The sequence below is a fragment of the Yoonia sp. F2084L genome (assembly GCF_023015625.1).
Taxonomy (GTDB): Bacteria; Pseudomonadota; Alphaproteobacteria; order Rhodobacterales; family Rhodobacteraceae; genus Yoonia.
This window is the reverse complement of the sequence record NZ_JALKAH010000003.1, coordinates 342,046-360,270: the sequence shown is the minus strand read 5'-3', so window position 1 is coordinate 360,270 and position 18,225 is coordinate 342,046. Positions and strand designations below refer to the sequence as shown.

Below are 18,225 nucleotides of genomic sequence, written 5' to 3'. Positions count from 1 at the left end.
TTCTAAAGTAATACATCATTCCAAACCCGCAAGTCAAGAAAGTGAACCGATCAGTTCACTTTTCTCTTGTAATCTAAACTGAACGGTTTAGTTATGGCTTACGAACAGAAATTCTCAAGAAGGAAACACACAATGTCTCGTATCTTCTTTGCCCTCACGGCCGCCGCTTTCGTCGGTATTGCCGCTCCTGCCTCAGCCCTGTCGATTTCGGTCAACTTCCCCACGCTGACATTTCCACCTCAGCCCTCCCCTGAGGTCAGCCAAGGCTGTGCCGACCTGACGACACTTTCCGGCGATACTTGCACCGTCACGACCAAGTAGCGCCTGTTGTAGCGATGGGGCTCCTTGTCCCCACTTGGCCCCATCGCTGCTAACTCCTTGCCGGAAGTGAACTGATCAGTTTATGGTAGAGGTCTGGTAGGAGCACCCAATATGCCCGACGGCACAGTCGAACCCAAAAAAGGACGGAAATTTGATCAGGTGCTGGAAGGCGCCCGACAGGTGTTTCTATCTGATGGTTTTGAGGGGGCCTCTGTTGACGACATCGCCAAAGCGGCAGGTGTCTCTAAGGCGACGCTTTACAGCTACTTTCCTGACAAACGCTTCCTGTTCATGCAGGTCGCCAAAACCGAATGCGCACGCCAAGCCGATCATGCGATTGAGACGATCAACATGGACGCGCCAGTGCAACGGGTGTTGTGCGACATCGCCATGGAAATGGTGGATTTCATTACATCACAATTCGGCAAACGCATCTTTCGTATCTGTGTGGGCGAAAGCGACCGTTTCCCCGAACTGGGACGCGAGTTCTATGAAAGTGGTCCGATGCTGATCCGTAATCGGCTGGTCGAGTTTTTTCAAAAGGCGGTTGAGAAAGGCGAGCTTGAGATCAGCGATTTTGAACTGGCCGCTGAACAGTTTCACGAACTGTGCAAAGCTGACCTTTTCCCGCGGATGGTCTTCAACATGACCGATGAGTTCACCCGCGAAGAGAAAATGCGCGTGGTGAACGGCGCAGTTGAGATGTTCATGGCGCGGTATGGGGTGAAAACCTAAAGCGCTGCAATTGCGTTGAAAATATCGCGCTCTTCCACCGATAAATCATCGCTTTCGTCACCGACCGGAAACCCGTTCAGCGCATAGGCAAAGCTGAGCCCTGCGTCCTCATCGCACCACACACCGCCTTTGAACCCATAGGCGTTTGCGAAATGACCGATCAATGGGCGCGGATAGAATGGCGGCGCGTCAAGATACTGCAACCCTGCGCCGTAGTGTTCAAACAACCCATCACAGTATTCGCCTGGACCATCCGTTGATCGCCATTGTGGCTGATTGAGCCCACCCTGATAGACTTGCGCAAGGCCCAACATAGCGGACAAGGACATACGCAACCCGCCTTGCGGTGAAAATATGGCTGTATGCTCACCTAAAACATAGCCATCGGGCACCACAGCGGGAATTGGCTGCGTGTCAATCTGAGCGACAAAATCCCTGCCAGAACGCCGGAACGTGGGCAGTACGTTTTGAAGATCTTTCGCGGCTACACCCAACCAGTTGAAGCTACCGCGAATGTCATTGGGCGACAGCGCATCTGCCACAAGCAGGTCAAACCGCTCACCTGACAGTTTCTCTGCCGCCGCAGCCAGCAAGATGTACCCTAAGTTACTGTAACGGAAACAGGTGCCCGGCTTATCTGGCCCAAACATCTGTGCCGCATCGAAACCCTCGGACAACCGCCCATCAAACAGATACCCACCATCGTCCCATAGCCCAGAGGTATGGGTAAGCAGCATGCCCAACGTGACTGGTTGAGCCGGAAAATTGGGGGACCGAACATCCAGCGGTAGGACGTCGCGCACGTCTACATCGTAGGGCTGCTCTAGCCCGACGTAATTCGCAGCGCCCTCAAACACCGCGGCTGTGATGATTTTCGAGATCGAGGCAACACGAAAAATTGTGTCGGGATCAGCCTTGATCCCGTCAGCCGTCCCGATCGCGTAATGCGTCTGCCCCGGACGGCTAACCGCAATCCCGCAAAACGCAAAAGGCCCGGTCAGTGACCGGGCCAATGCATCAAGTGCGGCAGTGTTCAAAATTCAACCACGGCCCGGATCGACTTACCTGCATGCATCAGATCAAAACCCTTGTTGATGTCATCAAGGCTCAGCTTGTGGGTAATCATCGGGTCAATCTCGATCTTGCCCTGCATGTACCAGTCCACGATCTTGGGCACATCCGTCCGGCCTGATGCACCACCAAAGGCCGTCCCGCGCCAGCTGCGCCCGGTCACCAATTGGAAAGGCCGTGTGGAAATCTCGGCCCCGGCTGGTGCCACACCGATGATAATGCTTTCACCCCAGCCCTTATGGGCGGCTTCTAACGCAGTGCGCATGACGCCGACATTACCGGTCGCATCAAAGGTATAGTCGGCACCACCACCGGTCAGTTCGACCAGATGGGCCACCAAATCGCCCTCGACGTCCTTGGGGTTCACAAAATCGGTCATGCCGAACCGCGTCGCCATCTCAACCTTGCCGGGGTTCAGATCCACGCCAACGATCTGATCGGCGCCGGCCATGCGCAAACCCTGGATCACGTTCAGACCAATGCCGCCCAGACCAAAGACGATTGCCGTCGACCCAATCTCGACCTTGGCGGTGTTGATCACCGCACCAATGCCTGTCGTGACACCACAGCCGATATAGCAGATCTTATCAAACGGCGCGTCCTCGCGGACCTTAGCGAGGGCAATCTCTGGCAACACAGTGTGGTTGGCAAAAGTCGAGCAGCCCATGTAGTGCAGGATTGGTGTGCCATCGAGCATCGAAAACCGCGACGTGCCATCTGGCATCACGCCAGCGCCTTGGGTGGACCGGATTTTCTGGCACAGGTTCGTCTTGGGATTCAGGCAATAATCGCATTCGCGACACTCAGGCGTATAAAGCGGAATGACATGATCGCCGGGCTTCAGGCTGGTGACACCTTCACCAACCTCAACAACAACACCCGCACCCTCATGGCCCAGAATGGCGGGAAACATGCCCTCGGGATCAGCGCCCGACAGGGTAAACTCATCCGTGTGGCAAATCCCCGTCGCCTTGATTTCTACCAGAACCTCACCAGCCTTCGGGCCTTCAAGGTTCACTTCCATCACTTCAAGCGGCTTACCCGCCGCAAGTGCCACGGCTGCACGTGTTCGCATATCCGACAACTCCCTTTGTTCATTCGGACGATCAGCGAAAGTCGGCGAAATTTCAACCATGGACTTGCACTGTCCGATAAAGCCGGGACAATGCGGGCATGAGACACTTTATATTATTAATCGCCCTTGCCGGATGCGCGGTACCTGCCCCACCACCTGTACCGCCGCAAATCGAAGATACCTGTGGCGCGGCTGAGTTCGCTGGTCTGATCGGTCAGAAGACCACAGTACTGGAACGCAACCTGCGGCTTGGCATGGTGCGCGTCATCCGACCGGGCGATATGGTGACACAGGATTTCCGGCCAGAACGGATCAACTTCATGATTGACGATATGGAAACAATCCAAACAATAAACTGTGGCTGATATTTTGGGGGAAACGAAGTTCCCCGATGTCACGAACTGGGTGGGGGCTATTGACCGCGACATCGGGGTAGCATTTCGCTATGTCGTTAATCTGACAATCACTTGTGTTCCCAGTTGGCAGCCGACGCGGCAGTGTCATGGTTATTTCAAGGCAGAACAAAGGCGTTTAGATAACAAGCCTTGATTTTAAGGGGTTTTGACGCAACTCTACCATATGACAGATCAGTCCCCCTCTCAGTTTCATGCCCCCGAGCAGATCGCTTTTCACCGCACCGAGCTAAACGTGATTCTTGGCCTTTATGGCCGCATGGTTGCCGCCGGCGAGTGGCGCGACTATGGGATGTCGCATCTCCGCGAAGTTGCCGTATTCTCGGTCTTTCGCAGGGCGGCCGAAAACCCGCTTTACAGGATCGAAAAACGGCCCAAGCTGCGGCTTAAACAAGGGCAATATGCAGTGATCGGCATGGACGGGCAGACCTTGAAACGGGGCAATGACCTGCGTCAGGTCTTGCGGGTGCTTGAACGCAAACTGATCCGTGCGGTCAAATAGACGACAACCGTTTGCGCGCGATCACAGGCCCATCGCCCTGCGCCTCAATCCGCAGGATCGCCCGTTCGATCGGTTCGTATACCGTCGCCATGTGATGCGCGTTGGCGTGGATCATCGTATCAGCATCGACCATCATCCCCACATGGCCATCCCAGAACACAAGATCACCGCGCTGGTAGGCATCGGCAAACGCCTGCCCCAATCCATCTCGCTGCATGTCGCTGTCGGCAGGGCATGTGATGTCGCACGCCGTAAGCGATGCCGTGATCAGGCCAGAGCAATCGTGGCCCCGTGTGGAATTCCCACCCCAAAGGTAAGGCACACCAAAGTGAAGCTGAGCCACAGTGGCGGGATCGGAAAAGGGCCGATCAATCGCGCGTAGATGGCTTTTGGGCACAAAGCCCAGATTGGTCTCAAAGAACCTGCGCCGCTCATCCAACACGGTTACGCGCGCGCCGAAAGGCAGGTGATGCAAGTCTGCTGATTTGAAATCCTCTTGCGCATAGGCATGCGTGGCGACCGTGGCCACGAAATGCGTTGGCACTGTCACATCACCCAACTCAGTTGACCGCAGATATCCGACATAACCGTCAGATGCTTGGACAAACGCCCACCCGTTACGGTCCTCAAAAACAGTGGCCCTGGCACCGATCAAGAGTTGACGGTCACGCGGACCATCCGGGCTTTGGCAAAGATCAGCGACAGGGACCGTCACCGTCGCAGACCAGCCCTCAACATAGCGTTTCGCTTCAACCGATCCGGCCAAATGCATCGCGGCCACACGCCCGTTGGCCGGTGTCAGCCGCCGGTCGGTCACAGGTTCAGCAGCTCTGGTAGCGCCTCAAGCACGGCGCGGGCGCCCATACCGACACCGCCCTTGGGCCGTGACGGTGCCGCAGTGGGTTGCCAGCCATAGATATCAAAATGCATGTAAGGGCTTTCAACAAAACGGCGCAGAAACAAGGCGGCTGTGATAGACCCGGCGAACCCACCTTTTGGCGCGTTGTCGAGATCAGCGATCCCCGGCTCGATCATTGCTTCATAGGGCTCATGAAAGGGCATGCGCCAGACCGGGTCGGCGACCCTTTGTGCTGCATGTGACAGCGCCACAGCATGCGCATCGTCATCGGTATAAAACGGTGCCAAATCAGGACCAACCGCCACGCGTGCAGCACCCGTCAGCGTCGCCATCGAAATGACCAGATCTGGTTCATCGTCATCCGCCAGAGTCAGCGCATCTGCCAAGACTAGCCGTCCTTCGGCATCGGTATTGTTAATCTCGACGGTTAGACCTTTGCGCGACGTCAGAATATCCTGCGGACGAAACGCGCTTCCATCTATGCTGTTTTCAACCGCTGGGATCAGGACACGCAGCCGCATCGGCAGCTCCAGCGCCATAATCATATGCGCAAGTCCCAGAACTGTGGCTGCACCACCCATGTCCTTTTTCATCAGACCCATCGACGCACCCGGTTTGATGTTCAAACCACCCGTATCAAAGCACACACCCTTGCCCACCAAGGTCAGTTGCGGCCCACGATTGCCCCAGCGCATATCCATCAAGCGTGGTTCACGATCAGAAGCGCGCCCGACCGTATGGATCATTGGGAAATTCGAGGTGATCAGGTCGTCACCTGTGATGACATTCAGGCTGGCATCATGTCCCGCCGCCAAAGCGCGCGTGGCTTCTTCCAGCTCATCCGGGCCCATGTCAGAGGCAGGGGTGTTGATCAGTTCGCGGGTCAGCGCCTCGCCATTGGCGATGATTGCGATGCGCGCGGCATCAATATCGTCAGGGGCGACCAGTGCGGCCACTGGTTTCGCAGGCTTTTTGTAGCGGTCATAGCTATAACCGGCCAAAAGCCAGGCCAACGCGGCCTCTTCCAGATCGGCACCCGACAGACCGTTGATGATCTCGTAAGTTCCTTCAGGCAGTTTGCGCACCGCAGCCCCCATATGGAACCGCCCGCGCGCCCGCTTTTGCGCCGTACCATAACCAACCAGAACACGCGCTATCGCGCCCTCGGCATCTGGCAGGCACACCACCTGACCCAAAGCGGCGGTAAAACCTTGGGCCTTGGCCCAAGCGCGCCCTTCTTGAGACAGACCACCCAATGCCGCATCAAGGCCGTCTGCTTCTATCACATGAACGGGAATTGCATCATCAGACGGGTCGGAAAAAGCGAGCGGCATGGCGTATCCTGTTGAAATTATTCACGCCACAACCTAACCAGCTGCCCACAAGCTGCAAGGGTCGGTTCACACCATCCTACAAATCGCGGAAATTCCATACCTCTGTCACCGCAACGTCAAAACCACGTTCCAGCCGCGCCACGGTCGCCTCAATACCCACACCATCATTTTGGCGCAGGCAGGTGCCGACATGGCCCGCCGCAATCGCAACCTCAGACAATCCGATCTGATCAGCCACTACACCGATGCGTTGTGCCGGTTTATGCATGGTTGCAAAAGCGTTTTCCGCCAACCCACGTTGCAGCATATCTAGCCGGGCCGCGATGTCTTCCAACATGCGGCAAACGATTTCTTCAGCCTCATGGGGTTGGCGTTCCGCAAACAGCTGCGCGATGGGGGACGGATCAAAGTGCATCTGATGCTGGCAATGCAACGCGATGACATCATTCGATGTCGCCGAAACCGGGGCAGGGAAAGGTGTGATATTCTTCATAAAGGCGGTTTTAGGCCGACAAGGTTCTCAGAAGGTTGATACAAAGACGAAAAATCGCTCGAAATTCGTGAAAATGCGACGTATTCCTGCGGGAACAACGAAAGACAGCATCATGCGCCTCGCCCGCCCCCTTCCGGCCTATCTGGTCAACCGATACCACGGTTGGAAAGCCACCGTTTATACCGAAAACAAGGGCTGGTATCGCAGGCTGGCTGAAGACGGACAGCACCCGCGCTCTATGGTGATTTCGTGCTGTGATAGCCGGGTGCATGTGACGTCCATCTTTGGCGCAGATCAGGGCGAGTTCTTTATCCACCGCAACATCGCCAATCTGGTGCCGCCCTTTAACCCTGACGGACACCATCACGGCACGTCCGCAGCGGTCGAATATGCGATCACGGGGCTGAAAGTCGCACACCTGATCGTGCTTGGGCATTCCGGCTGCGGCGGGGTCGAGGGGTGCTACAACATGTGTTCCGGCAACGCACCCGAACTGGAAGAAGCCAGCAGCTTTGTTGGCCGTTGGATGGACATCCTGCGCCCGGGCTATGCGGCCTTGCCGGATGGCGATGACGATGCACGCAAGCGCGCGCTGGAAAAGGCATCTGTTGTGATCTCACTGGAAAACCTGATCACCTTCCCCTTCGTGAAAGAGGCCATCGAAGGCGACCGACTGTCCATCCACGGCCTGTGGAATGACATCGGCGAAGGCAGCCTAGAGGCGTATGATCCGAAATCGGGCACGTTCAAAGCGATCTAGACGCAGCACAACGGCGTCATAAGATAGAAGCCACCGGGCACGACACGGTTTCATCATTTGCCAAACTTCAGTTTTTTGGGGCATCCTCAAAAGCATGGAGTTTTTGACTGTCAGCCATAGTAACGCGTTGGTCGTGATGTCCTGTGTCGTTGCCTTGGTTGCCGGGTTTACAGGGCTTTCGCTGACACGTGATCTTGCAGCGAAACCGATATTGCAGCGCAAACTCTCAATTGCTCTTGCTGCCATCACGCTCGGCGGTGGTATTTGGGCCATGCATTTTGTCGCGATGCTGGGGCTGCAACTGCCCATCCTGTTCTATTATGACGCGGCCATCACACTTGTATCGGCGCTTTCGGCGATCCTGCTGGTGGGTGGCGCGTTGATCCTGTTGCATTTTACCGAACGCACGCCGCAGATCATCACGATTGCAGGCGGCATCGTCGGGGTCGGCGTATTGGTGATGCATTATATCGGGATGGCTGGTTTGGAATTGTGCCGCGCCGTCTATACCCCGGCGGGCGTTATCCTGTCATCAGTCGTGGCGATTGGCTTGTGTATTGTGGCGATCTGGGCGGCCTATGGGCAGCGTTCCAACAAAAACGTCCTGCTTGGCACCGTTTGCTTTGCTGCCGCTGTCTGCTCGGTGCATTTTCTGGCAATGGCTGGGACGAATTTTGAACCCGTTCCAAGCATCGCCGAGTTTGGCCCCACCATGAGCAACGAGACACTTGCGCTTGGGGTGATCTTTTTCAGCTTTGTCATTTTCGGTGCCTGTCTTTGGGTCAGTGTGACATATCTTGTTGTCCCGGCACCGGTTGGTCGTAACGACGCGGCAGATGTTGCTCCCGGTCAACTCCAGCGCATTCAAATCCCGTGCGAGCGCGAGGGCGGCAAGGTGTTTGTCTGGTCCAGCGATGTCCACTTTGTGCGCGCTGATGGGCACTATACGCAGGTCTACACCGCCACTGAACGCTTGTTTTGCGTGTGGCCGGTGACCGAGGCCACCAAGCGCCTTGTGCCGACCGGTTTCCTGCAAAGCCATCGCAGCTATCTGGTCAATCCAGCGCATGTCGCCCGCTTTGAACGGACCAAAGACAAAGGGCGGTGTATCTTTGATGGTGTTGATTTACCGCCAGCGCCGGTTTCCCGATCAAAGTTGAAGGTGATACAGGATGCGCTTGCCGCGCGGTCTGGCGCATTTCGTGCAAGCTAAGGCGCATCTCGTGCAAAATACCTGTTTTTCATTGATTTGCTAAAGCCGTGGTGTGCAGCAGCATGCCAGCCTTCCTCTCAGCAAGAAAAATCGCTTCTAGGGAGGAGAGCTGATGATTCCAGCGGCATTTGAATATTATCGCCCTCAGGACATGGCCGGGGTTCTGGCTATTCTTGAGGAACACGGAGACGACGCGCGTGTCATGGCGGGTGGGCACAGTCTGATCCCAATGATGAAACTGCGCATGGCCGACGTGCCCCATTTGATCGACCTGCAGGATGTTGGCGGCATGTCAGACATCGACGTGGGCACAGACAGCATCACCATCGGTGCATTGGTCACACAATCCGACATTATCGACCACGCGGGTCTTGCCGCTGCTGCACCCATCCTGCGGGAAGCGGCGTTGCAGATCGCCGATCCGCAGGTGCGCTACATGGGCACTGTCGGCGGCAATGTCGCCAATGGCGATCCGGGCAATGACATGCCAGGCCTGATGCAATGCCTTGACGCGACTTTCACGGTTGTGGGTGCGGATGGTACCCGTGACATCCCTGCCCGCGAATTTTACGAGGCCGCCTATATGACGGCGCGCGAGGATGATGAGGTGCTTACAACAGTCACCATCCCGACCCCAAAAGGTGGCTGGGCCTATGAGAAGCAAAAGCGCAAGATCGGCGATTACGCAACGGCCGCTGCGGCTGTGCAGATCACCAAGGATGGCGATACCTGTTCAAGCGTCTCAATTGCGATGACGAACCTCAGCGATACGCCGATCTATTCAGAAGCGGCAGGCGCGGCCTTGGTCAGCACCACCGTGGACGATGCGGCACTCAAAGCGGCCATGGCTGCGATGTTGGAAGACATTGACCCGACCGAGGACAATCGCGGCCCCGTCGCTTTCAAGAAACATGTCGCTGGCGTCATCCTGCGCCGCGCCATCGAACGCGCCTGGTCGCGGGCATAGGAGAACAGACCATGTCAAACAAATTGCACATCAAGCTGAACGTAAATGGCAAGGACGAAGAGTTTCTGGCCGAACCGCGCGAGCTGCTGATCTACACGCTGCGCGAGCGGCTCAACATCACTGGTCCGCATATTGGGTGCGAGACATCCCATTGCGGGGCATGCACTGTCACGATCGACGGCAAATCGGTCAAGGCCTGCACGATGTTCGCCGCTCAGGCGAGCGGTAAATCGGTGACTACCATCGAAGGTATCGGCGGCCCCGATAATCTGCACCCGCTGCAAGAGGCGTTTAAGGAACACCACGGCTTGCAGTGTGGCTATTGCACACCGGGGATGATCACGCGGGCGACCAAACTGCTGGAAGAAAACCCCAACCCAACCGAAGAGGAAATCCGCTTTGGCATGGCAGGCAATATCTGCCGCTGCACGGGCTACCAGAACATCGTGAAATCCATTCAGGCCGCCGCCACGGAAATGAATGCAGCCGCATCCTCAACCAGCGAAGCGGTAGGATCAAAAGAAGTGGAGGCTGCAGAATGAAGGACGAAATCACCCGCGAAGAACGCGTTGATAACCTCAAAGGCATGGGCTGCTCGCGCAAGCGCGTGGAAGATGCCCGTTTCACGCAAGGCAAGGGCAACTATGTCGATGATATCAAGCTGGACGGCATGCTGTTTGGCGATTTTGTCCGTTCACCCTATGCCCACGCACGCATCAAGAACATTGATACCAGCGCGGCCTTGGAAGTGCCCGGCGTGCTGGCGGTGCTGACCGCCGCTGATCTGGAACCGCTTGGTCTGCACTGGATGCCGACGCTCGCGGGTGACAAACAGATGGTGCTGGCCGACGGCAAAGTCCTGTTCCAAGGGCAGGAGGTGGCCTTTGTTGTCGCCGAAGATCGCTTTGCCGCCGCTGATGGTATCGAAGCTGTAGTGGTCGATTACGAAGAGCTGCCCGTCATCGTTGATCCGTTCAAGGCGCTGCAATCCGATGTTGTTCTGCGCGAAGATCTGGTGGCCGAAGACGGCACAATCCCTGATGGGGCGCATGGTCCACGCAAGCACCCCAACCACATCTTCACATGGGAAGCTGGTGACAAGGCCCCGACCGAAGAAGTCATCGCCAATGCCGACGTCGTGGCCGAAGAGAGCATGTACTACCACCGAACGCACCCCTGTCCGCTCGAAACCTGCGGCTGCGTGGCCTCAATGGATAAGGTCAACGGCAAGCTGACGCTTTGGGGCACCTTTCAGGCCCCGCACGCCATTCGGACAATCGTGTCACTGATTTCGGGTATCGAAGAACACAACATCCGTGTGATTTCCCCCGATATCGGCGGCGGCTTCGGCAATAAGGTTGGCGCTTATCCGGGTTATGTCTGTTCTGTTGTCGCCTCAATCGTCACCGGCAAGCCTGTGAAATGGGTTGAGGATCGGATGGACAACCTGATGACCACCGCCTTCGCCCGTGATTACTGGATGAAAGGCAAGATCAGCGCCACCAAGGACGGCAAGATCACAGGTTTGCAGTGTCACGTAACGGCCGACCACGGCGGCTTTGACGCCTGCGCAGATCCGACCAAATTTCCGGCAGGATTCATGAACATCTGCACCGGGTCCTACGACATTCCTACCGCCTATCTTGAGGTCGATGGGGTTTATACCAACAAGGCCCCCGGCGGCGTCAGCTACCGCTGTTCGTTCCGTGTGACCGAGGCGGTGTATTTCATTGAACGCATGGTCGAGGTTCTCGCGATCAAGTTGAACATGGATGCCGCTGAACTGCGCCGGATCAATTTCATCAAAAAAGAGCAGTTTCCGTATACCGCCGCGTTGGGTTGGGAATACGACAGTGGGGATTATCACACCGCTTGGGACAAGGCGCTGAAGGCCGTTGACTACGATGGATTGCGCAAAGAGCAAGCCGAACGGGTCGCGGCGTTCAAGCGTGGCGAGACCCGTAAACTGATGGGGATTGGACTGTCCTTCTTTACCGAGATTGTCGGCGCTGGCCCGGTGAAGAACTGCGATATCCTTGGACTTGGTATGTTCGATAGCTGCGAAATCCGCATCCACCCCACCGGGTCTGCGATTGCGCGCCTCGGCACGATCTCGCAAGGTCAGGGGCATGCGACAACCTTCGCACAAATCCTCGCGTCAGAGATTGGTTTGCCTGCGGACAGTATCACCATCGAAGAAGGGGATACGGATACGGCCCCTTACGGTCTTGGCACCTATGGGTCACGTTCAACGCCGGTTGCCGGTGCGGCCACAGCAATGGCAGGGCGCAAAATCCGCGCCAAGGCGCAGATGATCGCGGCCTATCTGCTTGAGGTCCACGACAACGACGTTGAGTTCGATGTGGACCGGTTCGCCGTCAAAGGCGCGCCTGAAAAGTTCAAGACCATGAAGGAAATCGCCTTTGCCGCCTACAATCAGGCCATTCCGGGGATCGAGCCGGGATTGGAGGCGGTCAGCTATTATGATCCGCCCAACATGACCTATCCTTTCGGGGCCTATGTCTGCGTGATGGACATTGATGTCGACACCGGCGTGCCGGAAATCCGCCGCTTCTATGCGCTGGATGACTGCGGCACCCGGATCAACCCGATGATCATCGAAGGGCAGGTGCATGGCGGTCTGACAGAAGCACTCGCCGTCGCATTGGGACAAGAGATCGCCTATGACGATATGGGCAACTGTAAAACGGGGACGTTGATGGATTTCTTCCTGCCAACGGCTTGGGAAGTGCCGAACTATGAAACCGACTTTACCGTGACACCCAGCCCGCATCACCCCATCGGGGCAAAGGGCGTGGGTGAAAGCCCGCATGTGGGAGGCGTGCCATGTTTTTCAAACGCGGTGCAGGATGCGTTCCGTCCGTTTGGCAATACGCACACCAATATGCCCCACGATCATTGGCGGATCTGGAAGACCGCGAATGAACTGGGCCTGCACGACTAGGTGACATGTGGGGCATCCGTTGGTTCGGGTGCTCCCCCTTGCCGGGAAAACGACGATGACATGGACTGATCTTCAAACGGCCTTGGCTGCTGGCGGGTATGTGGCCTCTGACGATCTGAGCGTCGCGATACATCTCGCGGTCACGCTTGGGCGGCCTTTGTTGCTGGAGGGGGCTGCTGGCGTTGGCAAGACCCAGTTGGCCAGCAGCCTTGCCACAGCGCGCGACACCAAATTGATCCGGCTGCAATGCTATGAAGGGCTTGATGCGGCGCAGGCGATCTATGAATGGAACTACCAGCGTCAGCTTTTGACGATCCGTGCCGCGGCTGAAGATGGCGAGACTGGCAAAGCCGTCGAGGACCGCATCTTTTCGCGTGATTTCCTGCTGGAACGTCCGCTTTTGGCGGCCATCACGCAAGACGTACCGCCGGTCCTGCTGATCGACGAGATTGACCGCGCTGACGAGGAATTCGAGGCCTATCTGCTTGAAATCCTGTCAGAGTTCCAAGTGACCATCCCGGAACTTGGCACTGTAACAGCAGTCACGCGGCCCATTGTCATCCTCACCTCAAACGGAACCCGCGATCTGTCAGACGCGCTGCGCCGCCGTTGCTTGTACTACTATGTCGAATATCCAGACCGGCAAACAGAACTGGCCATACTCAATGCCCGCTGCCCAGAGATCGAGGCGCGCTTGGGCGCGCAGATCGTTGGGTTCGTCCAAAAACTGCGCGAGGAAGAGCTTGAGAAAGTGCCGGGCATTGCGGAAACACTCGATTTTGCTGCCGCCCTGATGGGGCTTGGCATTGCGGACCTGACAGACGATCCGGGCGTCCTGCAACACACGCTCTCCACCTTGTTGAAAACCCAAAGCGACCGCGCCCACATCACGCCGGAAGTGGCGAGCCGGATCGCAGGAAAAGCCGCATGAGCCGGGTCACCAAATTCGCCGCACGCGATCCCGGCCCAGCGGCACGGGTGACCGGTTTCATGGCGCATCTGCGTGAAAACGGGCTGCGCCTGGGTGTGGCCGAAACTCAGCTGGCGCTGACGGCATTGTGCGAAGTGGATGCCAGCCAGCCCGATCAGGCGCGACAGGTGCTCAAGGCGATCTGTACCGGCTGCAAGGAAGAGGTCGATCAGTTCGATCCGCTGTTTGACAGCTTCTGGATGGATATGGGCCGCGTGAAGCAAAAGGTCGTGTCCACCACACCCAGCAAGAGCGACGACAACATGCATTCCTCGCGCGAGGCGCAAGGCGAAGACGCTGGTGGCGCTGGATCAGCCAATGCGCCGGATGGTGGTGATGGCCCGGCCGAAAGCGATGGCGAGGGCCGTTTGATCGCGACCGAAGTACGCAATCTGATGCGCAAGGACCTGCGCGATCTAGTGCGTCCCGAAGACATCACCGAGGCTGAAGCGGTTGCGCGCAAACTTGGCGCTGCCTTGCGGGACCGCCGGTCGCGGCGTCGCATTGCCGCACGCAAAGGTGACCGGCTGCACTTTCGTAAAACGATCCGCGCAAGTCTTGCCACCGGCGGCGAACCGATCAGGCTGATGCGCAAAAACCGCCCCGACAGGCCGCAAAAAATCGTGGCCCTTTGCGATGTGTCAGGCTCAATGACAGTTTATGCGCGGATCTTTCTGGCTTTCCTCGCGGGTCTCATGCGGTCTGACCCGACGGCTGATGCCTACCTGTTTCACACGCGCCTTGTGCGGATTACTGAAGCCCTGCGTGACAAGGACACGATGCGCGCGATCGGGCGGATGTCGCTGATGGCCGATGGCTTTGGCGGTGGGTCCGAGATCGGACCGTCGCTTGGCCGGTTTGCCAGGACCTACGCCAAACGCTTTGTCGATGGACGCAGTGTCGTGCTGATCCTGTCGGATGGATATGACACCGCCCCGCCCGCCGTGATGGATGCAGCACTCGCTGATCTGAGGAAACGTGGCTGCAAGATCATCTGGCTCAACCCGCTGAAAGGCTGGCGCGATTATGCACCTGTCGCAGATGGGATGGCCGCAGCGCTCCCGCATCTTGACCTGTTTTGCGCCGCAAACACGCTTGCTGATCTCGCAGCATTGGACCGGGAGGTGATGACGCTATGACCCCGGCTGAGTTTTTATCTGATGAGCTCGCGGACGTTGCATCGGCACTGCGCACCAAGGAAGAACCCTTTGCCTTTGCGACCATCGTGCGCACCGCTGGTGCCACTGCCGCGAAACCGGGCGCGAAGGCAGTACTCAGCGCGGACGGCACGATCTTGCACGGCTGGCTTGGCGGGGGCTGCACGCGCAGTGCCGTCAAGAAAGCGACAATTGCCGCCTTGCAAAGCGGGCAACCGCAACTGGTGTCGGTTGCGCCCGAAGAACTGCTTGCTGAAAAAGGCGTCAGTCCGGGGGATGAGGTCGCAGGGACCCGGTTTGCCCGCAATGGATGCCCGTCCAAAGGCAGTGTCGATATTTTCATCGAACCCTGCCTGCCCATGCCGCAACTGGTTGTTTTGGGCACATCGCCTGTGGCGCTGGCGCTGGTTGCACTGGCCCCAACGTTTCACTGGGCGGTTGTCACCGCCGTGCCAGACGCCGGTGCAATGCCAGCGCATCAACGGCAAGCCATTGTGATCGCCACACAAGGACAAGGGGACATGGATGCTCTGAAAACCTGTCTGGTTCAGCCTGCGCTTCACGTCGCTTTTGTCGGCAGCGCGCGCAAATTCGCGACACTCGCGGAAAAGCTTATCGACAGCGGCATAGATGCACAGCGGGTGAATGCCGTCAAAGCCCCTGCGGGGCTTGATTTGGGGGCCGTCACGCCAGAAGAGATAGCGCTGTCGATCCTCGCTGATCTGGTGCAAATCCGCCGCGCGCCGGCAGGGGTTGCCGATGCATAAGACCGCAGCCTTCATTCTTGCCACCGGGCAACCCTGTCATACGCGCACGCACCCAAGCAGGCCGATCAAATCAGATTTCTCAGTTATTAAGAAAAGGACACCCAAATGGAACTTTCGGACGAGATTATCATCAACGCCCCCAAAGACCGGGTTTATGCGGCTCTCAATGATCCTGAAATTCTGCAACAGTGCATTCCGGGATGTGAAGAGCTAATCAAGCATTCGGATACGGAACTGGAAGCCAAGGTCGTCCTGAAGGTTGGACCCGTGAAAGCAAAGTTCAGCGGCGACGTGCAACTTGATACAACAGGCGCGCCAGATGCGTTTTCGCTGACCGGACAAGGCAATGGCGGCACGGCTGGCCACGCGAAAGGCGGTGCCGACGTGACGCTGACCGCAGACGGCGACCAAACCATCCTGCGGTACGAAGCCAAGGCGGACATCGGTGGCAAGCTGGCCCAGCTTGGCAGCCGCCTGATCCAAAGCACGGCAAAGAAGCTGGCGGCGAAGTTCTTTAAATCCTTCGCTGACGTGGTCAATGAAGAACGCGTTACCTGAGCCGATGCGCAAGGCAAGGGCCTCCTAAGTCCCCCAATCCGCCGACTGCATTTCGCGCAGACGGCTGGCGGTGCGTTCGAATTCGAACGTGCCGGTGCCTTCTACATAGAGCATTTCGGGTGTCGCTGCCGCAGTGCAGATCAACTGCACCTTCCCTTCGTAAAGCGTGTCAATAAGTGTCACAAAGCGCTTGGCTTCGTTGAAATTGTGCCGCGACAGCGCGGGGATGTCCTCAAGGATCAGCACCCGCACCGCGTCGGCCAGCGCAAGATAGTCACCGGCCCCAAGCGGACGCCCGCAGAGGTCAAAGAACTTGGCTTTCGCGACACCGTTGTGAAACTCTGGCAGTTCGACCTGCCGCCCCTTCACATGCAAGACCAGCGTCTCGGACTTCCCGTTGCTCAGCCGCGCCCAGATATCAGCGATGGCCTGACGTGCCTCTGCGTTCACCGGGGTAAAGTAGCTGGGCGTCCCGGCCAGCCGGTCCTGACGATAGTCTGTCGGGCTGGCCAATTCATGCACCACCATCTTATCTTTCAAAAGCGCGATGAAGGGCGTAAACAACTGTCGGTTCAGCCCGTCTTTATACAAATCATCGGGCGGCCTGTTGGATGTGGTCACAACGACGACACCGCGATCAAAAAGCGCCTCGAACAACCGACCCACAAGCATGGCATCGGTGATGTCTGTGATCTGCATTTCGTCAAAGGCCAGAAACCGCACCTCATCAGCAAGCTTGGCGGCCACCGGGGCAAGTGCGTCATCCACACCCTTTTTGCGGGCCTCGGTCATTTCCGTATGAACCCATTGCATGAAGGCGTGAAAATGGCGGCGCTGCTTGGGGGTATCGACCAGATCATAAAGCAAATCCATCAACATGGATTTGCCACGCCCAACACCACCCCACATATACAGGCCCGGTATCGCGTCAGGGGATTTGCGAAAAAGCCCGCGTTTGACAGGCTCGGCAAGGGCCGTGCGCACACGTTCAAGCTCTGGCAGCACGGCGATCTGCGCATCGTCAGCATGAAGCGTCCCCGCCGCGACCAGCGCGTCATATGTCTCTTGAACCGTCATACTGTTTGGATAGCCCGCTGCATCCTTGATGAAAAGCGGTCCGCCTCAGTCACGCAGCACCGCTTTCAAAGCCGCGATCATCTGCGCTTTGTGGGTGTAGGGCATGGCATGATCGGCATCCTCGACAACCTCTTGCCGGGCGGCGCGGTTCCACAACCCCAGAAGACCAATCGCCCGCAAAGGAATAATCGGATCCTTGCCCGCCCAGATCGCCGCGACTGCAATGCCCTGACGACCCAGCTTGCGGTGATCCTCTTCTTGCATCTCGGCCAGCATGCCCCGGCGGCTGGACAAAAGCGCGGGCAGATACCCCCGGCGCCTTACCTCGCGCCGCTGCGCCTGCAAGACCTCTTCAATCTCGCGTGTCGCTCCTTTTGCGGGGATCGCCTTCAAGACGCGACTGTCGGCAAACATCGCATGCAACCAATCACCCAGCAGAGGGGTCCGCCTGCAAAAACGGGAAAACCGGCTTTCGTTTGTGACGATGCCCGCACTGGCAATCAAAATGACGCTTTTGATACTATGGGGAAACTCGGCCGCGAAGGCCGTGGCGATACTGCCGCCCATCGAATAGCCTGCAACGGTGATCTCCTCGGTAAGCCCGTAGTAGGCACAAAGATCCGACAGCTGCCGCAAAAAGAACTGCCGGTTCTGTTCACCTTCCGGCGCGTCAGATAAGCCGCGCCCATAAAGATCGTAAAGCAGCACGCGGTAGCCCAAACCACCAAGTCCCTCGGCCACGGCCTCCATTGAGATCAGCGGCGTAGCGACCCCGTGGATCACAACGGCCACCGGCCCACGGGCAGAGCCGGCCCACCGACAATGCGTGACACCTTGCGACAGCTGGATAAATTCGCCCTTGGCGCCATGACGCTCGGTCGGGCCAATGACAGGGCGGCGACGCTCAACATAGAAAGGGCGAAAAGCTATCACGCCAATCGCGATGACGCCCACTGCAACCAAAACCCAAATCAACGACACACGCCTT

General features: G+C 57.5%; 20 protein-coding genes. 13 read left to right on the top strand and 7 right to left on the bottom strand.

The window, feature by feature from the left end; translation table 11 throughout:
- The first annotated feature begins 132 nt into the window (after window positions 1–132).
- Entirely contained in the window at window positions 133–321 is a 189-nt protein-coding gene (locus MWU60_RS10490) for a hypothetical protein (protein WP_247227227.1), read from the top strand.
- A gap of 111 nt (window positions 322–432) precedes the next feature.
- Window positions 433–1,056 (top strand): TetR/AcrR family transcriptional regulator, encoded by a 624-nt coding sequence (locus MWU60_RS10485; protein WP_247227226.1) that lies wholly within the window; start codon window positions 433–435, stop codon window positions 1,054–1,056.
- On the opposite strand, the gene MWU60_RS10480 is transcribed toward MWU60_RS10485, so the two are convergent.
- Together MWU60_RS10480 and MWU60_RS10475 are read right to left on the bottom strand one after the other, a co-directional pair.
- Window positions 1,053–2,093: a serine hydrolase domain-containing protein gene (locus MWU60_RS10480; RefSeq protein WP_247227225.1), complete on the bottom strand. Its 1,041-nt coding sequence runs from the start codon at window positions 2,091–2,093 to the stop codon at window positions 1,053–1,055. The two genes, MWU60_RS10485 and MWU60_RS10480, sit on opposite strands and share 4 nt — an antisense overlap.
- Window positions 2,090–3,202 carry an S-(hydroxymethyl)glutathione dehydrogenase/class III alcohol dehydrogenase gene (locus MWU60_RS10475; RefSeq protein ID WP_247227224.1) on the bottom strand — a complete coding sequence of 371 codons (1,113 nt, stop codon included), beginning with the start codon at window positions 3,200–3,202 and terminating at the stop codon, window positions 2,090–2,092. The genes MWU60_RS10480 and MWU60_RS10475 overlap by 4 nt, the downstream gene beginning before the upstream one ends.
- Before the next feature lie 98 nt (window positions 3,203–3,300).
- Here MWU60_RS10475 and MWU60_RS10470 point away from each other — a divergent pair, with 98 nt between their 5' ends.
- Window positions 3,301–3,567, top strand: a complete 267-nt coding sequence (locus tag MWU60_RS10470; protein WP_247227223.1) for an I78 family peptidase inhibitor — start codon at window positions 3,301–3,303, stop codon at window positions 3,565–3,567.
- 214 nt (window positions 3,568–3,781) lie between these two features.
- Window positions 3,782–4,117 (top strand): DUF2794 domain-containing protein, encoded by a 336-nt coding sequence (locus MWU60_RS10465; protein ID WP_247227222.1) that lies wholly within the window; start codon window positions 3,782–3,784, stop codon window positions 4,115–4,117.
- Here MWU60_RS10465 and MWU60_RS10460 read toward each other — a convergent pair.
- The 3 genes from MWU60_RS10460 to MWU60_RS10450 form a co-directional block, all read right to left on the bottom strand.
- On the bottom strand, window positions 4,110–4,934 hold the full coding sequence (locus MWU60_RS10460) for an NlpC/P60 family protein (RefSeq protein WP_247227220.1): 825 nt from the start codon (window positions 4,932–4,934) through the stop codon (window positions 4,110–4,112). The genes MWU60_RS10465 and MWU60_RS10460 overlap by 8 nt on opposite strands.
- A complete protein-coding gene (locus tag MWU60_RS10455; RefSeq protein ID WP_247227219.1) occupies window positions 4,931–6,310 on the bottom strand; it encodes a leucyl aminopeptidase family protein in 1,380 nt (459 codons plus the stop codon). The genes MWU60_RS10460 and MWU60_RS10455 overlap by 4 nt, the downstream gene beginning before the upstream one ends.
- Window positions 6,311–6,386: 76 nt before the next feature.
- Window positions 6,387–6,803 (bottom strand): hypothetical protein, encoded by a 417-nt coding sequence (locus MWU60_RS10450; protein ID WP_247227218.1) that lies wholly within the window; start codon window positions 6,801–6,803, stop codon window positions 6,387–6,389.
- Window positions 6,804–6,915: 112 nt separating this feature from the next.
- On the opposite strand from MWU60_RS10450, the gene MWU60_RS10445 reads away from it, so the two are divergent.
- The 9 genes from MWU60_RS10445 (at window position 6,916) to MWU60_RS10405 (ending at window position 16,160) form a co-directional block, all read left to right on the top strand.
- Window positions 6,916–7,563 (top strand): carbonic anhydrase, encoded by a 648-nt coding sequence (locus tag MWU60_RS10445; protein ID WP_247227492.1) that lies wholly within the window; start codon window positions 6,916–6,918, stop codon window positions 7,561–7,563.
- Window positions 7,564–7,657: 94 nt separating this feature from the next.
- Window positions 7,658–8,776 carry an MHYT domain-containing protein gene (locus MWU60_RS10440; protein WP_247227217.1) on the top strand — a complete coding sequence of 373 codons (1,119 nt, stop codon included), beginning with the start codon at window positions 7,658–7,660 and terminating at the stop codon, window positions 8,774–8,776.
- 112 nt (window positions 8,777–8,888) lie between these two features.
- Entirely contained in the window at window positions 8,889–9,743 is an 855-nt protein-coding gene (locus MWU60_RS10435) for a xanthine dehydrogenase family protein subunit M (protein ID WP_247227216.1), read from the top strand.
- Window positions 9,744–9,754: 11 nt separating this feature from the next.
- A complete protein-coding gene (locus MWU60_RS10430) occupies window positions 9,755–10,285 on the top strand; it encodes a (2Fe-2S)-binding protein (RefSeq protein ID WP_247227215.1) in 531 nt (176 codons plus the stop codon).
- Window positions 10,282–12,708, top strand: coding sequence for an aerobic carbon-monoxide dehydrogenase large subunit (locus MWU60_RS10425; RefSeq protein ID WP_247227214.1), 2,427 nt, complete (start codon window positions 10,282–10,284; stop codon window positions 12,706–12,708). Before MWU60_RS10430 ends, MWU60_RS10425 begins: the two co-directional genes overlap by 4 nt.
- A 55-nt stretch (window positions 12,709–12,763) precedes the next feature.
- Window positions 12,764–13,639: a MoxR family ATPase gene (locus tag MWU60_RS10420; RefSeq protein WP_247227212.1), complete on the top strand. Its 876-nt coding sequence runs from the start codon at window positions 12,764–12,766 to the stop codon at window positions 13,637–13,639.
- Window positions 13,636–14,817, top strand: coding sequence for a VWA domain-containing protein (locus MWU60_RS10415; protein ID WP_247227211.1), 1,182 nt, complete (start codon window positions 13,636–13,638; stop codon window positions 14,815–14,817). Before MWU60_RS10420 ends, MWU60_RS10415 begins: the two co-directional genes overlap by 4 nt.
- Entirely contained in the window at window positions 14,814–15,602 is a 789-nt protein-coding gene (locus MWU60_RS10410; RefSeq protein WP_247227210.1) for an XdhC family protein, read from the top strand. The genes MWU60_RS10415 and MWU60_RS10410 overlap by 4 nt, the downstream gene beginning before the upstream one ends.
- Window positions 15,603–15,707: 105 nt before the next feature.
- Entirely contained in the window at window positions 15,708–16,160 is a 453-nt protein-coding gene (locus MWU60_RS10405) for a carbon monoxide dehydrogenase subunit G (RefSeq protein WP_247227209.1), read from the top strand.
- A 24-nt stretch (window positions 16,161–16,184) separates the two neighbouring features.
- Here the strand turns inward: MWU60_RS10405 and zapE are convergent, their stop codons facing one another.
- Together zapE and MWU60_RS10395 are read right to left on the bottom strand one after the other, a co-directional pair.
- Complete coding sequence (zapE, locus tag MWU60_RS10400) at window positions 16,185–17,237, bottom strand: cell division protein ZapE (protein WP_247227208.1); 1,053 nt, start codon at window positions 17,235–17,237, stop codon at window positions 16,185–16,187.
- A gap of 45 nt (window positions 17,238–17,282) precedes the next feature.
- Complete coding sequence (locus tag MWU60_RS10395; RefSeq protein ID WP_247227207.1) at window positions 17,283–18,212, bottom strand: alpha/beta fold hydrolase; 930 nt, start codon at window positions 18,210–18,212, stop codon at window positions 17,283–17,285.
- Window positions 18,213–18,225 lie beyond the last annotated feature (13 nt).

What these genes read in the sequence shown, in the direction of transcription:
- MWU60_RS10490 (WP_247227227.1), top strand. Translation starts at nt 133, where the DNA reads ATGTCTCGTATCTTCTTTGCCCTCACGGCCGCCGCTTTCGTCGGTATT.
- MWU60_RS10485 (WP_247227226.1), top strand. Translation starts at nt 433, where the DNA reads ATGCCCGACGGCACAGTCGAACCCAAAAAAGGACGGAAATTTGATCAG.
- MWU60_RS10475 (WP_247227224.1), bottom strand. Translation starts at nt 3,202, where the DNA reads ATGCGAACACGTGCAGCCGTGGCACTTGCGGCGGGTAAGCCGCTTGAA.
- MWU60_RS10470 (WP_247227223.1), top strand. Translation starts at nt 3,301, where the DNA reads ATGAGACACTTTATATTATTAATCGCCCTTGCCGGATGCGCGGTACCT.
- MWU60_RS10465 (WP_247227222.1), top strand. Translation starts at nt 3,782, where the DNA reads ATGACAGATCAGTCCCCCTCTCAGTTTCATGCCCCCGAGCAGATCGCT.
- MWU60_RS10455 (WP_247227219.1), bottom strand. Translation starts at nt 6,310, where the DNA reads ATGCCGCTCGCTTTTTCCGACCCGTCTGATGATGCAATTCCCGTTCAT.
- MWU60_RS10450 (WP_247227218.1), bottom strand. Translation starts at nt 6,803, where the DNA reads ATGAAGAATATCACACCTTTCCCTGCCCCGGTTTCGGCGACATCGAAT.
- MWU60_RS10445 (WP_247227492.1), top strand. Translation starts at nt 6,916, where the DNA reads ATGCGCCTCGCCCGCCCCCTTCCGGCCTATCTGGTCAACCGATACCAC.
- MWU60_RS10440 (WP_247227217.1), top strand. Translation starts at nt 7,658, where the DNA reads ATGGAGTTTTTGACTGTCAGCCATAGTAACGCGTTGGTCGTGATGTCC.
- MWU60_RS10435 (WP_247227216.1), top strand. Translation starts at nt 8,889, where the DNA reads ATGATTCCAGCGGCATTTGAATATTATCGCCCTCAGGACATGGCCGGG.
- MWU60_RS10430 (WP_247227215.1), top strand. Translation starts at nt 9,755, where the DNA reads ATGTCAAACAAATTGCACATCAAGCTGAACGTAAATGGCAAGGACGAA.
- MWU60_RS10425 (WP_247227214.1), top strand. Translation starts at nt 10,282, where the DNA reads ATGAAGGACGAAATCACCCGCGAAGAACGCGTTGATAACCTCAAAGGC.
- MWU60_RS10420 (WP_247227212.1), top strand. Translation starts at nt 12,764, where the DNA reads ATGACATGGACTGATCTTCAAACGGCCTTGGCTGCTGGCGGGTATGTG.
- MWU60_RS10415 (WP_247227211.1), top strand. Translation starts at nt 13,636, where the DNA reads ATGAGCCGGGTCACCAAATTCGCCGCACGCGATCCCGGCCCAGCGGCA.
- MWU60_RS10410 (WP_247227210.1), top strand. Translation starts at nt 14,814, where the DNA reads ATGACCCCGGCTGAGTTTTTATCTGATGAGCTCGCGGACGTTGCATCG.
- MWU60_RS10405 (WP_247227209.1), top strand. Translation starts at nt 15,708, where the DNA reads ATGGAACTTTCGGACGAGATTATCATCAACGCCCCCAAAGACCGGGTT.
- zapE (WP_247227208.1), bottom strand. Translation starts at nt 17,237, where the DNA reads ATGACGGTTCAAGAGACATATGACGCGCTGGTCGCGGCGGGGACGCTT.